General features: G+C 58.1%; 16 protein-coding genes and 1 riboswitch. Of the genes, 7 read left to right on the top strand and 9 right to left on the bottom strand.

The features are described from left to right. Positions 1–34: 34 nt before the first annotated feature. Together F4V58_RS12330 and F4V58_RS12325 are read left to right on the top strand one after the other, a co-directional pair. Entirely contained in the window at positions 35–2,719 is a 2,685-nt protein-coding gene (locus F4V58_RS12330; protein ID WP_075732287.1) for a fibronectin type III domain-containing protein, read from the top strand. Between the two features lie 140 nt (positions 2,720–2,859). Beyond that, the gene (locus F4V58_RS12325) at positions 2,860–4,014 is read left to right on the top strand and encodes a hypothetical protein (RefSeq protein WP_075732285.1); all 1,155 of its coding nucleotides are present in this window, start codon (positions 2,860–2,862) and stop codon (positions 4,012–4,014) included. A 65-nt stretch (positions 4,015–4,079) separates the two neighbouring features. Here the strand turns inward: F4V58_RS12325 and F4V58_RS12320 are convergent, their stop codons facing one another. Next, complete coding sequence (locus F4V58_RS12320; protein WP_075732283.1) at positions 4,080–5,117, bottom strand: LLM class flavin-dependent oxidoreductase; 1,038 nt, start codon at positions 5,115–5,117, stop codon at positions 4,080–4,082. 99 nt (positions 5,118–5,216) lie between these two features. Between F4V58_RS12320 and F4V58_RS12315 the strand changes: the two genes are divergently transcribed. Together F4V58_RS12315 and F4V58_RS12310 are read left to right on the top strand one after the other, a co-directional pair. After that, the gene (locus F4V58_RS12315) at positions 5,217–5,831 is read left to right on the top strand and encodes a hypothetical protein (RefSeq protein ID WP_075732281.1); all 615 of its coding nucleotides are present in this window, start codon (positions 5,217–5,219) and stop codon (positions 5,829–5,831) included. Continuing rightward, complete coding sequence (locus F4V58_RS12310; protein WP_075732279.1) at positions 5,828–6,673, top strand: PrsW family intramembrane metalloprotease; 846 nt, start codon at positions 5,828–5,830, stop codon at positions 6,671–6,673. Before F4V58_RS12315 ends, F4V58_RS12310 begins: the two co-directional genes overlap by 4 nt. 431 nt (positions 6,674–7,104) lie before the next feature. On the opposite strand, the gene F4V58_RS12305 is transcribed toward F4V58_RS12310, so the two are convergent. Together F4V58_RS12305 and F4V58_RS12630 are read right to left on the bottom strand one after the other, a co-directional pair. Further along, the gene (locus F4V58_RS12305; protein ID WP_075732277.1) at positions 7,105–7,407 is read right to left on the bottom strand and encodes a hypothetical protein; all 303 of its coding nucleotides are present in this window, start codon (positions 7,405–7,407) and stop codon (positions 7,105–7,107) included. A gap of 17 nt (positions 7,408–7,424) precedes the next feature. After that, positions 7,425–7,589, bottom strand: coding sequence for a hypothetical protein (locus F4V58_RS12630; protein WP_157105744.1), 165 nt, complete (start codon positions 7,587–7,589; stop codon positions 7,425–7,427). Positions 7,590–7,954: 365 nt separating this feature from the next. After that, a riboswitch (TPP riboswitch) is annotated at positions 7,955–8,084 on the top strand. A gap of 103 nt (positions 8,085–8,187) precedes the next feature. Between F4V58_RS12630 and F4V58_RS12300 the strand changes: the two genes are divergently transcribed. Both F4V58_RS12300 and F4V58_RS12295 read left to right on the top strand, forming a co-directional pair. After that, entirely contained in the window at positions 8,188–8,964 is a 777-nt protein-coding gene (locus F4V58_RS12300; RefSeq protein ID WP_075732275.1) for a 3-oxoacyl-ACP reductase, read from the top strand. A 3-nt stretch (positions 8,965–8,967) separates the two neighbouring features. Next, positions 8,968–10,296, top strand: coding sequence for an LLM class flavin-dependent oxidoreductase (locus tag F4V58_RS12295; RefSeq protein WP_075732273.1), 1,329 nt, complete (start codon positions 8,968–8,970; stop codon positions 10,294–10,296). Positions 10,297–10,415: 119 nt separating this feature from the next. Here the strand turns inward: F4V58_RS12295 and F4V58_RS12290 are convergent, their stop codons facing one another. From F4V58_RS12290 to F4V58_RS12275, 4 genes are all read right to left on the bottom strand, one after another. Next, positions 10,416–10,709: an RNA-binding S4 domain-containing protein gene (locus F4V58_RS12290; protein ID WP_075732271.1), complete on the bottom strand. Its 294-nt coding sequence runs from the start codon at positions 10,707–10,709 to the stop codon at positions 10,416–10,418. Between the two features lie 48 nt (positions 10,710–10,757). Then, positions 10,758–11,087, bottom strand: a complete 330-nt coding sequence (locus F4V58_RS12285) for a YbjQ family protein (RefSeq protein WP_075732269.1) — start codon at positions 11,085–11,087, stop codon at positions 10,758–10,760. 495 nt (positions 11,088–11,582) lie between these two features. Further along, a complete protein-coding gene (locus tag F4V58_RS12280) occupies positions 11,583–12,287 on the bottom strand; it encodes an SDR family NAD(P)-dependent oxidoreductase (RefSeq protein ID WP_075732267.1) in 705 nt (234 codons plus the stop codon). Next, the gene (locus F4V58_RS12275; protein ID WP_075732265.1) at positions 12,284–12,949 is read right to left on the bottom strand and encodes an alpha-ketoglutarate-dependent dioxygenase AlkB family protein; all 666 of its coding nucleotides are present in this window, start codon (positions 12,947–12,949) and stop codon (positions 12,284–12,286) included. Before F4V58_RS12275 ends, F4V58_RS12280 begins: the two co-directional genes overlap by 4 nt. 42 nt (positions 12,950–12,991) lie before the next feature. Between F4V58_RS12275 and F4V58_RS13125 the strand changes: the two genes are divergently transcribed. Further along, positions 12,992–13,237: a DUF1998 domain-containing protein gene (locus F4V58_RS13125; protein ID WP_084559792.1), complete on the top strand. Its 246-nt coding sequence runs from the start codon at positions 12,992–12,994 to the stop codon at positions 13,235–13,237. A 1,880-nt stretch (positions 13,238–15,117) separates the two neighbouring features. On the opposite strand, the gene F4V58_RS12265 is transcribed toward F4V58_RS13125, so the two are convergent. Then, a complete protein-coding gene (locus F4V58_RS12265; protein WP_075732263.1) occupies positions 15,118–15,936 on the bottom strand; it encodes a DUF3039 domain-containing protein in 819 nt (272 codons plus the stop codon). Between the two features lie 243 nt (positions 15,937–16,179). Further along, the gene (locus F4V58_RS12260) at positions 16,180–16,578 is read right to left on the bottom strand and encodes an excisionase family DNA-binding protein (protein WP_075732261.1); all 399 of its coding nucleotides are present in this window, start codon (positions 16,576–16,578) and stop codon (positions 16,180–16,182) included. Positions 16,579–16,635 lie beyond the last annotated feature (57 nt).

Below are 16,635 nucleotides of genomic sequence, written 5' to 3'. Positions count from 1 at the left end.
CCCCAACCCCACAAACACACCCAAATAAAAAAACATGCACGCGCCAAAACGGATCACTTTTCCGCGCCAAAACGGATCACTTCAGCTTGACAAAATACAGCTGGCTCTGCCGGTTGCCGGTGCCACCGAGACCCCCGTTGCGCCCACCCTGCACGCCCCACGAGCCACTGCCACTGCCACCGCCGGTGAGCAAGTGCAGGTCCGCGTGGACGGTACCGCCCTGACCGCCTGGTGGCCAAAGGTAGACGGTGCCCGGGCATACTCCGCTGAACTCATCAACGCGGACACCAACCAGAAGGTGGGAAACTCCCTTGACGGGGTGTACAACTACGGCTATTTCCACGGCATTGCGCCCGGGAATTACAAGCTGAAAATCACGGCTTATACCAACAACTCTGGCGCGGACGCGCCTATGTTCTCGCCAGTGTTTAACACCACCAATGACAAGACCGTGCCTGCCGCCCCGGACCAGCCCTCCTTGCAGCTCACCGGAAACAATTCCGTGGACGTGCAGTGGTACCGCAACACCAACGGCGGCTTGGACATCCAGCACAGCACCATCACGCTGACCCCCACGGACGGCGGCCGCGCGGTGGTCCACCAGGTCAAAGGTGATGTTGAGCAGGCCACGGTCACCGGATTGGAAGAAGGCAAGACCTACACCGCCACGGTTACTGCCACTAACGCCCTGGGCCCTTCCCAGCCATCGGCGGACTCTAACAGCGTGACGGTTACGCCGGACCCCGGCCAGCTGACGCTGACGGTCAACCCCCAAACTATTGATGCCACCACTGAATCCACCATCAATGTCACCGGGTCCGGCTACACCGGCGGGGCCGTGAAAGATGGCCTGTACATAGTGGTGTGGGATACCAGCCACTGGGTTCCCGGTTACCGCCCGGCCACTGAGTTTGAGGGGTCTTCCTTGAGCTTTAAGGTGGCTCCGGATGAGATTAAGGACGGGATTTTCACCAAGACCATCAAGATCCCCGCAAATTCCTTGCAGCTCAACCAAGGCGTGCACTACCAGGTAGGCACCATTGCTGGCGGTAGCGCCATTGCCACTGACCGCCGCGCTGATGCCGCGCAGGATCTCAATATCCAGGCGCAGCCGGTGCCGTGGGCTACCGCTGCCGTTGAGGGCAATAAGATTAGCGCCCGGTGGGGTGAACCCACTGATGCCCGCGTCAAAGAATTCCGCGCCACGCTATATTCCCTCAATGACAGCAACGTGTGGGAGACGGTGACTTTTAGCGGCAAAGGACCTGGCCACCGGACCACGGATTTCCTTGACCTTAAACCCGGGACCTACCGGGTGGGGGTCAAAGCAGACGTGAGCACGGGCTGGGATCCGGCATACTCCACAGAAGTGTTCTCCGATCCGGTTACCATTGCGGCACCTAAGAAAACCCCGCCGCCGGCACCGAATAAGCCCACTGCCACGGCCGCCGATGCCCCCGGTACCATCAAGGTTTCCTGGATAGACCCGGACGCACCAGCCACCGCCGCCCGCGTTACCGGCTACTCGGTTATCTTCAGCAATGGCGCGCAGACCGTGACCAAGACCGTCCCAGCTTCAGAGTCATTGGTTGAGGTCAATGGCTTCATTGATGGCCAGTGGACGGCAAAGGTCATTGCGCACAGCCAGGCTGGTGACTCCGCGGTATCGGCAAGCTCTGAGCCCGTGACCATCACCGGTTCCAACGTCTCCCGCACCCTTGACCTACAAGTGTCCCAGGACCTGATTGATACCCGCGCGGACTCACAGGTAACGGTCACCGGCAGCGGGTACACCGGCACAGATACCGTTATGGTTGCCATCGTGGATGTGACTAAGCCTTCTGCAAAGCTGGTAGAAACCTCCGTTGCGGTTGACAAGGATGGCAATTTCACCCACCAGTTGGATATTCCCAAGGGCACCTTGGACCCGCGAAAGAAGTACGCGGTTGCCACCTACAAGGACAACCAGTATGAGGCCAAGGCACTGCTCAAACTCAAAGCGGCAGAAACCGCCGCCCCGCAGCTAGCGGTTACTCCCACCACGGTAAAGGCGGAGGAAGCTACCACTCTCACAGTCAATGGCAGCGGTTATGTGGGTGACGGCGCGGCTCAGGGCGTTTATGTAGTGGTCTATGACACCGCCACTTGGAAGCCCGGTACCCAGCCCACCTCATCCGCGGACCGTAAGGCCCAGAAGATCTTTACCGTGGCGCAGCAATGGGTACAGCCCGCGCAGCTTCGCGGCGGGGAGTTCAGCACCACCGTGAGCATCCCGGCCGGTGCCTTGGAGCCGGGCAAGAGCTACGCCGTGGGCACCTTTGCCGCACACGCGCTGTCCCAGACAGACCGCACCTTGGATCAGTCGGTGGCTCTAAGCGTTGATTCTGGGCAGACCCCCACCCCGCCAAGTGATCCGGCTCCGCAGCCAGCACCGCCAAGCGACACCACGCCGCCGCCACCAGCACCAGCACCAGCACCAGCACCAGCACCAGCACCAGCACCAGCACCAGCACCAGCACCAGAGGATGAAACCCCCGGCCAGACCCCCGGCCAAACTGACGACTCCTCAAGCGCGCAGTCTCCATCTAATCCGTTGGTAATTACCGCAGGCGTCATTGGTGTTCTCACCGCCTTGGCCGCTGCTTTTGGTGCCGTTGCACACTTTTTCCCCAATCTGATTAATAATGTCCTCCGTCAACTCCGCCTCCCCCGTTTCTAGGGAGTGGCACCGTGACCGTGACCGCCTGAAGGAATTTTAGCTTCATACCTCCGGGCGGTCGCAGTGTCCCGGCACCGCCAGTGACGCTTCCACGCTTTAAAGATTTAACCGCAATTTTTCACCAGAAAGTAGCAACTACCATGCGTATCCCCCGCTTTGCCGCAACCTTTGTTCTCTCCATCGGCTTACTTGCCCCGGCGGTGGCGCAAGCCCAAGACGTCACGGTCAACCAGGGTGATCTCATCCGGGTGGCGGACCATGATGGCCGGTATAACTGCACGGCGGGATTTATTGATAAGGAAAACGGCCGGGTATGGACCGCTGGGCACTGTGCCTATGAGGGTGCCAATGTCTTCAACGGCGCGGGCGTTCCCATCGGGTTGTTGAAGCACCTTTACCCCGCCATAAATCCCAACCACTCCCGCCGGTTGTCCAACAAGGATATTGCGGATTATTTCTTCCACGACACCGCGTATGTCCAGCTCAACCAGGGCATAGTGGCCGGTGAAAACCTCTATTCTGGGGATAGGACTTACGCACCTGAAATAGGGGACAAGATCTGCCGCTATGGCGCCACTACTGCTGACGCCATATATTGCGGGAAAGTCCTAAACGTCACTGATCAATTGATCTACGCCACTGACCTCAACACTCAGGGCGGGGACTCCGGCGGGCCCACCTGGGTCCCGGAGCAAGGCTACACCGGGCAAGCGGTGGGCTCTTTTACCTACCGCTCTAGCGACGGCAGGCCGTACGTTCTCTCCGTTATCCACCGCGCGGACTTAGCTGGGGTCATTGAACAATACGATGAAGCCACCCGGGGCACGGCTCATTACCAGCCCTCCTATAATCAGCTGCTCCCCAGTTTCCAGCGGGTAGCCAACCGCCAGGAGGTGTTTGGCAAGCAGCTTCCTAGCGCGCAGGAGTTTGATAAGTACCTCCGGGAATATGAGCAGGCCAAGGCACGGATTTCCGAACTGGAAGCGCAGTTGGAAGCCCAGTTGGAAAACCAGGGCAACCAGCCTCAAGCACCGGATAATACGGCGGAGCTTGAAGCCCAGCTGGCCAAAGCCAGGGAAGACCTGGCGGTGGCCCAGGCGGAGTTGGATAACGCCCGGGAGAACCGGGAGCTGGCTAAGAAATTAGAGCAGCAGCTGCAGCAAAGCCAGGCCGAGCACAAGAAGTACAAGGCGGAAACTGAGACGGGGATGATCATTGCCATCATCTCCGCCATCTTGGGGTTGGTGGCGGCGGTAGCCGGCTGGCTTAGCCCCCAGATCAAGCTGCCTTTCTAGCCGCTAGCCTGGCACCAGCAAGGCGGTGAAGAGCCCGGGACCACCCTCCCCGGGCCGCGCGTCACCTACTGCGCGGCCACCATCTCCCGCACCAATGGCACAACCTTGGTGCCGTAGAGCTCAATGGATTTCATCTCCGCCGCGTGGGTGCCAGAGCCGATCTTAAGATCAAAGGTATCCGCCCCCAGGGCTGTGAACCCGTGGGCAATCTTGCGCGCTACCGTCTCCGGGGAGCCCACAAACAGTGCCCCGTCGCGGACCTCCGCGTCAAAGCGGTCGCGGGTCATTGGCTGCCAACCGCGTTCGCGGCCCAGGCGCTGCAAGTGCTGCATGTGCTGGTCATAGAAGGCCTCATAGGCGGCATCGTCAGAATCTGCAATCAGTCCCGGGCTGTGCCAACCGATGGATTTGCCCGGCTGGTGGCCAAACTCCTCCTGGGCGAGGCGGTAGAGTTCGGTCAACGGTGCAAACCGGCTAACCGCGCCGCCGATGATCGCAACCCGCAAACCAAAGTCATACTTAGCCGCGCGGACCACGGACTCCGGGGAACCGCCAACGGCTACAAATACCGGCAGTGTAGAACCATCCATGGGAGGCCACAGCTCTTGGTTTTCCAGGCTCTGGGTGTGCTTGCCGTGCCAGGTAACCGGCCGGTTATTAACCAGCTCAGCGAGCATGGCTACTTTTTCCTCGAAGAGTTCTTCGTAATTGCTCAGGTCATAGCCAAATAGCGGGAAGGACTCAGTGAAAGAGCCCCGGCCAATGGTTAGCTCCGCGCGGTTATCAGACAGCGCCTGCAGGGTGGAAAAGCGCTCGTAGACACGCACCGGGTCATCGGAGCTCAGCACGATGACCGCCGTGCCCAGGTGGATATTGTCCGTCACGCCAGCTAGGTGAGCCAGCACGGTATCCGGGGCGCTAATAGCGTAATCATCACGGTGGTGCTCCCCCACATTGAAGGAGTCCAGGCCTACCTGGTCCGCCAGCTTGGCTTGCGCCACCACGTTCTTTAGCCCCGCGACATGCCCGCCGTCATGGACATCACCGAAGGTATCAAGTCCGAATTTCAAAGTTTCTGGGTTTTGTTGATGTGTCATATTCATGACAACGTGAGTCCCGGCAGGCTTATTCCAAGCGTTCTGGCACAGCCTGAATCCTGGGCTTTTAGTTGTACAGACTTCTTGGGTTTAGACTTTGTTCCCATGCTTAAAAATCCTGCACAACCGCGCACCCGGCGTAGCCACTTTCCTGCGGTTATGGCCAGCGCGGCCCTGCTCCTAGGCGGCCCCGCCGCACTAGCAGGACTCACCCCAGACCCCGTACTCCCCAACAAGCCGGTGGTTTTTGACGCCCTGGACTTCACCGTGGACGTGGACGGCCTAAAGTGTGAGCCCAATCCAGAAGCAGAAGGCGCCGGCGGCTGGATGTGCGGCGGCGTGGAGGTAACCCACCACGGCTACCCAGAGATAAAAGACCCGGACCTCTTCCTGCGCCGCATGATGCGCATGACGGCGGTTCAGCAGTCCATAAATGCGCCCAGCGCGGAGGAATACCTCACCGACCAGGAACCCGTCACCGATGACACAACCAGCTTCCGCACCGACCCGGCGGCCAACCTAGCCGGATTCTCCATCACCGGCGGCCCCGCCAACCCCCAAGAGGTCTACGCCGTAGTCCTTGCCGGGCCCAGCACCCAGGTAGCTGAGCTGAGCACACACATCTGGCAGGCTGCTACCGGGCGGGAGATTCCGGCGGCGGCACTGGGGGGCATCGGCAAGTTTGGCGATGTCTCAGAAACCTCGAAGGAGCAATCATGAGCGCACCCTACCGCTACACCCTGATTCTTTCCGCCCTCCTGGGCGCCCTCATGCTGGGACTAACCCACATCCCTGGCCTGCTGCTAACCCCCGAACTTTATGCGATAAGCATCGCGGTCACCGCTGTCTACACCGCCGTGGTCATTGCCGTGCTTTCCCGCTCCAGCCTCTGGCCGCGCGGCGGCAAGAACTTTGGCTGGGTGCTCGCCGCACTGCTGTGGGGCAGCGGCATGTGCGCCCTACTGGCCTACGCCACCACCGAGGGGATCTCCGAACTAGTCACCCACTCCGGCTGGCACCAGGCCCAATACTCCTTTGGCGGAGCCTACCCGGAAGAAATCTCCAAAGCGCTGGGCGTCATCCTCGTGTGCATGTCCTTTTCCCACCTCAACCGCCCCTGGCACGGGCTTATAGTGGGCATGATGGTGGGCCTAGGATTCCAGGTCAATGAAAACATCTTCTACGCCAGCTTCGGCGCGCTAGCAGACCCCATCTCCGACTGGACCGGGTTTTGGATAACCTGGCTACAACGGCTGTTCTTAGGACCCTTCCTACACATCTTCTTCACCGGCCTGGCCGGCTGGGGCATTGGCTGGGCACTCTTTGCCACCGGCTGGACAACGCGGCGCCGCCTCACCTTCGCCCTAGGCTGGTTTGCCGCCGGTTTCATCACCCACTTCCTGTGGAACTACAACGCCGACCACATCGCAGTCACCACCGCCACCGCCACGCTCTCCGCGCTCATCCTCTACCCCGCCACCGCCTGGGTGTGGATACAAGCCCGCCGCCTAGCCCGCCAAGAGCAGACAGCACACGGCGGCACCGGGACGCCAACGCACTAAAAACGGAAGAAAGGCCAGGGCAGTCAAACTGCCCTGGCCTTTTGCACTACGCACCGGTGCTACCCGGTCGAAAAGCCGCGATGCTTAGTCGCGCTAGAAAAACGGGCACCGTTCCCAACCAGAATCGGACCAGCCGCTCGATCCATAGTTTTTGAAGGAGTCATCGTAGAGCTTTCTCACAGAAACCGAAGCAACGACATCCGGATGAGCGTTGCTCCAGATGCCCCATCATGCGTACAGAATATGAACAGTTCCAACTAAAAGACCTGTTTACGTTCTGCGAAACAAAAGCCATGGATTGTCGTAAGCCCCAAGGAGCTCAGCTTTCCCGTTCTTCGGCTAAAAAACTAATGATTTTTTCGGTTACATACTGCACCGCAAAAGCTCGACTTTCCTCATCGGCTTCACTCTCTTCCTGATCTCCAAACCCTTCATCTTGGGTGGAAGCGCTCCCGATCTTCCCCTTCCAAGCTGGAAACCAGAAGCTCAAAGACTACAGAGGCCTTCTGATTCTGGTCAAACCCACTAGTGTCCTTCTTGAGAATCGAATCCAGACCATTCTGGTCATCGATAGCTTCGGCTAACTTGGCATTAAGAGCACCCCACCCCATGCCTGTCAGATCAATAGTGACACCAGATCCGCAATAGAGCACGATATGAGACCTGCTGGCTACTTTCTGAATAGCCGCGTATTCCGACGCGGAAAGCAGCTGGTCAACTTTCTGCCCTACCACGATACCCCCCTAGTATCCTAAGAAAGTTCTGCAGCTTTAAGGCGTTGCAGAAGTTCCATAACTTCTTCTTTAAAATTTTCTTTGACTTCAAAATTCATAAGCGAAGCGACGGCTTCAAAGCGGCGGTCTTCATACTTTTGCAAAGCAGGTGGCAAATTAGTCCGGAAGGTAGCTTGCGACATACCCATGATTAGTGCCCTTTCTTTTACCAGTTCGTTGGATCCTAATCGCTTTGATTTTCATTAGAGCCTGGCGATACTAAACGGTTTTCACCGAGCCTACCACTAATGTCAACCCCCGCCTCCTGGAAATCACGCCCCAAAGTTGTATCAGTTTCAGTTCAACTTGCTAGCACCGGAAGCAACCTGATTTTCGATGTTGAATTCGCCCAGAAAATTGGAGCTATCAGGAAACTGTTTGATGAGCACCTGATGTTCGAGCGTGAGATTGCTGCACGAGGTGTACGTATTGACGGTCCTTGTCCGTGCTGTTTTCTAACGGCTGGTTCCCTGGCCGCCTTCTTAGGCTCGCCTAACGTGCTAGGCTGGCCAGTGACACGGGGTGCCGCCCCAGTGATGGTTGGGATATTCCCGCCATTGCGCCTTATGCGGCTGAGATGACACCCGTTGAACCTGATCCAGTTAGCACTGGCGAAGGGAATGTCCACGGCTTTTCCTCCTGCCTGGCAGGTGGTGCGGGTAGCTGGCGTAGTGCTGTGGTTTTTCCACGGGCCACTTACGCGTGGTGTTCCTTTCGCCTTTTGAACCGAAAGGCCCACACATGACCAACCCTGTCCTTGCCCTTAATGAGCAGATTGTCCTAGTCACCGGCGGTGCCCGTGGCCTAGGCGCGGCAATCTCCCGCGCCTTCTTGTCCCAGGGGGCAAAGGTAGTCATCAACTACTACCAGTCCAAGGACCTGGCCCAGCAGCTTGCGGGTGAGTACCCGGATAACGCCGTGGCCATCAAGGCTGATATCCGCGACCGCGCGCAGGTGGATGAGATGTTCGCGCAGGCCGCGCAGCACTTTGGCACCCCGGTTACTACCGTGGTCAACAACGCTTTGGTGGACTTTGCCTTCAACGGTGACGCCCGTTCCCACGCAGATGTTATCTCCTATGAGGAGCTGGCCGCACAGTTCTCCGGATCCATCCAGGGCCCCCTCAACATCATTCAGGCCGCGCTGCCCGGCATGAAGGACGCCTCCTTTGGTCGCGTTATCAACATTGGCACCAACCTCTTCCAGAACCCGGTTGTTCCCTACCATGATTACACCGCCTCCAAGGCGGCGCTACTGTCACTGACCCGCACCTTCGCCGGTGATTTGGGCCCGGCGGGAATCACGGTCAACATGGTTTCTGGCGGTTTGCTCCGCACTACCGATGCCTCCGCGGCCACCCCGGAAGAAGTCTTCGACGCCATTGCCGCAGGCACCCCGCTGGGCGCGGTCACCACGCCAGAGCAGCTGGCCGATACCGTGGTCTTCTTCGCCTCCCCTTGGGCGCGTGGCGTGACCGGCCAGAACCTCATCGTTGACGGCGGACTGGTGCGGGATTAATCCATGGGCGTCAAACAAGCACACTTTAACCTGTTCATTCACGCGGCCGGCCACCACAGCGCGGCGTGGCGCGCACCGGACTCGCCCGCCGAAAACCTGGTGGACTTGGCGTATTACCAGGACTTGGCGCGCACAGCCGAACGCGGCTTGTTTGACGCCATCTTCTTCGCTGACGGGCATTCGCTTAGCCCCGGCATTGCCGCCGATGGCCCCTTATGGCACCTGGAGCCACTCACCCTGCTGTCTGCACTTAGCCAAGCCACCACGCATATTGGCCTGGTGTCAACGGTCTCCGCTACCTTCTACACCCCGTTCCACGCCGCGCGTATGCTGGCCAGCTTGGATCACATCTCCGGCGGGCGCATTGGCTGGAACGTGGTGACCTCCATGTTTGACGCGGAGGCCCAGAATCACGGCATGGAGAAAATGCCGGATCATGCCACCCGCTACGCCCGGGCGGAGGAATTCGTGGACGTGGTGCTGCGGTTATGGGACTCCTGGCCGCGCGAGTCAATCGTGATTGAACGCGAAGCCCCCGGGCGCTACATTGACGGCTCCCAGCTCACTGAGCTCCACCACCACGGTGAGCACTTCGCTGTGGCCGGGCCGCTGAATGTCCCGCGTCCACCGCAGGGGCATCCCGTGCTATTCCAGGCGGGCGCTTCCGAACCCGGCCGCAACCTAGCCGGGCGCCGCGCGGAGGCCATCTATGCGGTGGCCTATGACGTGGAATCCGGCCAGGAATACCGCATGGACGTGCGCCGGCGGATAGCGGCTGCGGGGCGCAACCCGGACTCCGTGGCCATCATGCCCGGGTTGGTGACCTATGTGGGATCCACCATGGAAGAAGCCCGCGCGCGCCAGCGTGAACTGGATGTGTTGTTGCCCACCACCAGCTCGCTTAGGCAGCTAAGTACCTTCGTGGGGCAGGACGCCTCCCAGTGGGAGCTGGACGCCCCGGTGCCTAAGCTCCCGCCATTGGAGGATTTCACCGGGCCCAAAGGGCGCTACGCGACCATTTTGCGGATCATCGAAACCGAGCAACCCACGGTACGTGAGCTGCTGGGACGGCTGGCCGCCGGGGGCGGGCACTGCACCATGCTGGGAACCCCGGAAACTATCGCTGATGACATCGAGCGCTGGATTGACGCCGGCGCGGCAGACGGTTTCAACCTAATGCCGCCCGCCCTGCCGCAGGACGTGGAAGCCTTTGTTGACCACGTCATCCCGGAGCTGCAGCGCCGTGGCCGCTTCCGTACCGAGTACACGGGCTCTAGGCTGCGCGAACACCTGGGGCTCGAAGTTCCCACTCAAACTCGCCCCGGCGCGTGATGCCCTCTATCCATTGCCACCTGTGAAGACAGCATAGGAAGAACTCCCTAATGCCCAGCCGGAAGACTGGACATTAGGGAGTTCACTGTTGGTGATGGCCAGGCTAGCCCGGCGCGCCGTTAGAACTTAACGTTGCGCCACTTCTCCGGGTCAAAGCCGTCATTGGCGGTAGCTTCATCAAAGTAGTCATCCTCCCCATCAGCCGCGCCGATGACCTGCGCGCAAGTGCCCTGCACGCAGACCTTGTCCCCCACCTTAACGGCCTGGCCGCGGGCGGTGACGGTCTCACCGTTGACGGTGACAACGCCAGCGGCAATCATCTCCTTGGCCTCACCGCCGGTGGCTACCAGGCTGGCTAGCTTGAGGAACTGCCCCAACTTGATGGAGCTGCCTTTAATCGCGATTTCTAACATGTGGCTTAGTCTACTGCGTGGGGTCTACCGCTGGGACTACTGCTTGGCCTACTGCTTATGGCGCAGCTTGACCGCAGTGCCGGTGGCGGTGACCATGAGCATGTCATTGTTTGCACCCATGGGCGAATAGTCGAAGTTGATGCCAATGACGGCGTCAGCACCAAGCTCCTGGCCGCGGTTCCACAGCTCATTCAATGCGGTCTCCCGCGCGCGCACTGCTTCTTCTTCATAGCCGGCAGAACGCCCACCGGTGATAGACCGGAAGGTCGCGCCAATATCCTTCAAGAAGTTAATGCCGGTCACCGTCTCCCCCGCGATAACGCGGATGTACTCGGAGACCTCATAACCTTCAACGTTGTTTGTCGTAGTGAAAATCATGGCCCCAGGATACCGCGTCACGCCACCGTCCGCCCGGGCGCGTGGGCAGAGGACCCATATGTTTAAGCAATCGACGCATCCCCAAAACATGTCGAATTACGTTCCCAAAACCGACACATCCCAACGACATGTTTAATCAATCGACACGTTCCTGCCATATGTCGATTTTTCGGGTAAAAATCGACATATTGGGCGGATGTGTTTATTCCGTGGCTATCTCAGATGGTGCCCGGGAGTAATAGTTACTTTTCAGAATTCGAGGGGTTTGCCATGCGGCCGTCGCGGCGCAGGTCCTCATTGACGACCTGAAAACCTTGAAGAGACGGACGGCACAAACTACTCAGGGGGCCGGCGCCATCTGCGCCACGCAAAGGATGACCAAACTTACACTGACGCAGCCATACCTGCGAACCGACATCAACCACCGGGCGCTGGAAATCTTGACGCGCGACTGACCGGCGCCTTCGTTGGGGACGGGCCAGGTAATGCCAGGGTCTAGGACTGCGTGCGGGGTTTGATGGTCATCACATCAATGTTGACGTGGGCGGGCAGGCTGGCCACCCAGCGTGCGGCTTCCGCGACGTCCTCGGCCACCAGGTTGAGCTGGCCATCGTAGACGCTGGCGGCCTTAGCCGCGTCCCCGCGGAAGCGATTGACGGAGAACTCCTCCGTGGCCACGCGCCCGGGGTCTAGCTCCGTTACCCGCACGTTGTGGTTTTCAATCCGCAGCGCCCGGGAAATCACCCGCACCCCGTGCTTGGCGGCGTTGTACCCGGAGCCCCCGGCGTAGACTTCCCAGCCGGCAATGGAACCCATGTTGATAATCAGCCCACTATTATCCGGCGCGGCCTCCAGCTTGGGCAGCAGTGCCTGGGTCACGCGCAGGGTGCCCAGCACGTTAACGTCGTACATCCACTGCCAATCTTCCACTGTGGTCTCCGCGAGGGGTTCTAGGCCCTTCGCGCCGCCGGCGTTGTTGACCAGCAGATCTACGCGGGGAAGGTCTGCGAGCTGGGCCACGGAAGCATCGGAGGTGACGTCTAGCTCAATGGCTGTACCGCCGATTTCCGCGGCCAGCTTCTCCAACCGCTCCGCCCGGCGCGCCGCGACCACCACATGCCAGCCATCTTTAGCCAGCGCCCGGGCCGTGGCCTCCCCGATCCCGGAAGATGCCCCGGTCACCACTGCTGTCCTAGTCATTTCTTTACCTGCCTTATGGTTATGTTGATACGCCCCTGGTCTAGCCCGCAGCCTTCCGGCAGCGTGCCCGGTGTGACCTTCACAATACCGTGATAGGCGTAGCGTGCGGGCCCGCCGAAGACCACTAAATCCCCCGATGCCACCAGCACATCCCGCCAGGGCTTGTTACGGTTTTCAGTATTGCCCATCCGGAAAATTGCTTCATCACCAATGGATAGGGAGATGACCGGCTTGTTCGCTTCCTCGAAGTCATCTAAGTGCATGCCCATGGCCGCGCCCGGCGGGTAGTAGTTGATAAGGGCCATCTCCGGGATGAGGTGGGAATCTAGCTCCGGGGCTATCCGGCGCGCAGCCGCAAGCGCGGTACCGGCCAGGGAAGTGAGACTTTCCGTCATAGGCGGCACACGCACCCCGTCAATCACGTCCTGGTAGCGGTAGTTGCGGTAATCCCAGTACCGCCCCAGGTGAAACTGGTGCACGCTCATCCACCCGGACTTCAGCTTGGGCCGGTACATGGCCATGGGCGTGCCGGCGTATTTAGCCGCCAGGTCGCGCATCTCCTCCACCAGCTGGCGCTGCTGGTCCAAACCCAACCACCCGGGCAGGTGGGCAACGCCCGGTGCTATCTTGGCCGGTGACCTGGGCGGGGTGAAAAACAGCATGGGTTTTAGCCTAATACGTCCCCGAATTCGAATGGTTGTGACATATCGAATTCAGCCCCCGGCGGTGCCGGCGTTACCAGCAAGGCGGTAGACGGGTTTCCCAAGGTCCTCGAGGCGGCACTGAAGCGTGTAGCCACTTGCGAGTGCGACATTGATACCTCGTGCTATGCCCGCCTGCGTTCTTACTCCAATCAGGCAATTCATAGAAATCTCCAACGCGGAATAGCATTCGAGCCCCTGGAATGCCTTGCCCCGAGCACCATCAGCCGGAGGTTCACACTGGAGTAAGCCAACGGAGCTGCTGTATGCAGACATCTTTTAGCAATCAGCATATTTTTGAAATATGTAGTTTGGCGCGAAACCAGAGAATGACCTACACCTAAACAATTTGCACCATCTGCCCGCTGAACTTGGAGCGCTTCCTGGTAACCATTTGCACAGAGCAGTTGTAAAAATTGAGGGTTGCGGTATCCGCCCCCAGTGCTAGGATAGGCACCAACAGCAGGCCCAGCCTGTTGGATAAAAATAGCCCCACCCGGTTGCCGCCGGATGGAGCTATCGAGCCTCAGAAAGGCTCTATAGCGAAGTTAGAGCTTATCTAGTACAAGCTCAATCACCTTCACTATTGCAGTCGCAAGGATTATGACCCTGCTTGCCAGTTCGATTTTGGAATTTTCACTGGCAGCAGGGTTCTTCTTGCGACCGGGCCGGTTCAGCGTGTGCTTACCCACCAAACCACCTCCTGTCGGTCGTAGGGCATTTCCCCCGCCCACCAGGGCGCGGTATGAAAGCCCCCACGTACAACGCGCGAGCCTCAGGCCACGCCCCGACGGGGAAGCCACTTACACACCTTTTAGAAAGTATGTTCGTGAACCACTTTCCAACCTACCAGGCCGTGCGAACACGGGCAGGCCACACGAAATCCAGTAGAAGTTTCAAGAATTGAGGGTTGCGGTATCCGTCTCCGGTGCTAGGATGGGCACCAACAGCAGGCCTAGCCTGTTGGATAAAAATAGCTCCACCCGGCTGCTACCGGATGGAGCTATCGAGCCGAAGCCCTCTACTGAAGAATCTGGTCGATTAGCTTCAGCAGTTCGGTCACAAGTTGTGTGACCCTGCTTGCCAGTTCAATTTTCTTAGCATTGTTGCTGGCAGCAGGGTTCTTCTTGCGACCGGGTCGGTTTAATGAGTGCTTACCCACCAAACCACCTCCTGTCGGTCGTAGGGCATTTCCCCCGCCCACCAGGGCGCGGTATGAAAGCCCCCACGTACAACGCGCGAGCCTCAGGCCACGCCCCGACAGGGAAGCCACTCACACACTTAGAAAGTATGTTCGTGAACCACTTTCCAACCTACCATCACGTGCGAACACGAGTAGGCCGCCGGCAGTCCAGCGAAAATATCGGGGATTGGGGGTTGCGGTATCCGTACCCGGTGCTAGGATGGGCACCAACAGCAGGCCTAGCCTGTTGGATAAAAATAGCCCCACCCGGCTGCTACCGGATGGAGCTATCGAGCCTCAAAAGGCTCTTTAGCGAAGTTAGAGCTTATCTAGTACAAGCTCAATGACCTTCACTATTGCAGTCGCAAGGATTATGACCCTGCTTGCCAGTTCGATTTTGGAATTTTCGCTGGCAGCAGGGTTCTTCTTGCGACCGGGCCGGTTCAGCGAGTGCTTACCCACCAAACCACCTCCTGTCGGTCGTAGGGCATTTCCCCCGCCTACTAGAGGCGCGGTTTGAAAGCCCCCACGTACAACGCGCGAGCCTCCGGCCACGCCACATTGGGAAGCCACTTACCCGCTTAGAAAGTATGTTCGTGAACCGCTTGCCAATCTACCGGGATGCCCGGACACAGCTCTGCGCACAGCCCAGTTCGCCTAAGCAATCGGAAGTTGCGGCATGCAAAGCGCAAGCATTTCTGGAATTTGGGGGGTTGCGGCATTCGACCCAGTGCTGGGATGGAGGAGTCAAGCATTTCCCAGCGGGCCTTTCCGGCAGCACCGAAGACCCGGATTCGGTGGTTGTCAAAGTTCCTAAACCCGTGATTCATGGGTATGCCCGGTAAAGCACCAAGTTCCGCCCATCAGAGCAACCTTGAAACCAGGGAAATGGCTAGGAACAAAACAGAGGCCACTTCAGTAACCACCGTAGAAGTTGATACAAAGCCTACCGTTCGGGAAGGTTGTCAAACTTTTCCTCACAAGTGGGGCATTTAGGCAACGACTCATGATCCTGGGTTGGTACAAAATATGCCCCACATAGAGATCGAATAGCTTCACCCGCAATCGTCTTGCCAGCTAAGTGCTTTCGGTGTGCGTAATGACTATGGATCCCGGGCTCAGACTGCGCCAACAGGTTCTCATTTACTAAAACCGAGAGGGACTCTATTCTTTTTGTCCAAGATCCAGGTTCCCCCATATTTGAAAATGTGTGCCGAAAACGGTCCCAACCTTGCTCTGGAGGCTCAATCGAAATAAGAACTCGGGTAATAAGACTCCACCAGAGGTTCGAACTGGCATAGCTCTTCTCGGGAGAAAACTTGACGAGGATATCATCAGTTTCGATAGTAGAAGAATTATCTTTCTCCCGTGTTACTGAAATGTCAATAATTGCGAAAACACCTTTTCCTGGGACCGGATGATCTATACGAATTCGATAATCTCCACCAGAGTGCACTTGCTTTAAGGCGGTTAGAACTTGAGCCTGGATGTTCAGCTCCCATTCGGTACGCACGCGTGCTGCCGTTTCAATCTTCAGTAAGCATCGGTCTTCTTCACTGGGTAACCACTGGGAGTAGCTACCACTATCGTTTGCGGCACCCACCCTCTTGTAAAAATCATCCTTGTCCTGATGGTCTCCCTTTGCCAAACCTGCAACAATGAGCCAACAGACATCATTCTCAGGATCTTGCCATACCCCGCCACGCCACTGCGATTGCTTAATTTCAAGAATACGCAGCTTTACCGAGCTGGCAATTGGTTGCACAAAGTTGTCTTGCCTTGAATCTTCCCCGAATGATTCCAACGCCTTCCGGATAATAGGATGAGGAAGTTCACTAAGGGGATGCAAGTCATGCAACCTGCCTTCCGCCAGTGCTCGTTGAGTATGAGGTGATTCCCATCCAGAGGTTAGGTCCTCACGCAAAAGGCGTAATGTGGGGCGAGCATGGCGACTATACATAATCTAATAGTGTCAAATGGGGAATCAACAGAGTTAATGGGGGCTCATTTAGAGCAGCTCTGCAATTTCCCGATCAGCGGAAATAGCAGTTTCACGCCGCCGGGCGAACTGCTCCGCGAGTTCAAGTCGATCCTTGTCACGCTCCTTTTCAAACTTGATTAAATCATGGAAACGTATGCGCCGGTGCTTTCCAACGCGATCACTAGGAATCTCACCGCTATCGAGGAGCTTATACAGATGAGTGCGGCTCATTCCAATTCGCTTAGCAGCCTCGTTAGGAGTGAGAAACTCATCGCTATTAACGGCGATTATCTCATCACCGTTGCGCGAAGAATCAACAATGCTTAACAGTAGGTCACGCACGCAGGGAGAAACTTTAGACTCCGCTATTCCGTGGATCTCATCAAGGTGTTCAGGTGTGAGTTTCTGGCTAGAGAGAGTGTGCATTTTCGCATCCCGCCTTTTCTTAACCCAGGCCGCGCGAGCCATATCTGATTTAACTGT

Source organism: Corynebacterium phocae, assembly GCF_008693075.1.
Classification (GTDB): Bacteria; Actinomycetota; Actinomycetes; order Mycobacteriales; family Mycobacteriaceae; genus Corynebacterium; species Corynebacterium phocae.
This window is presented reverse-complemented; position numbering and strand designations above follow the sequence as displayed.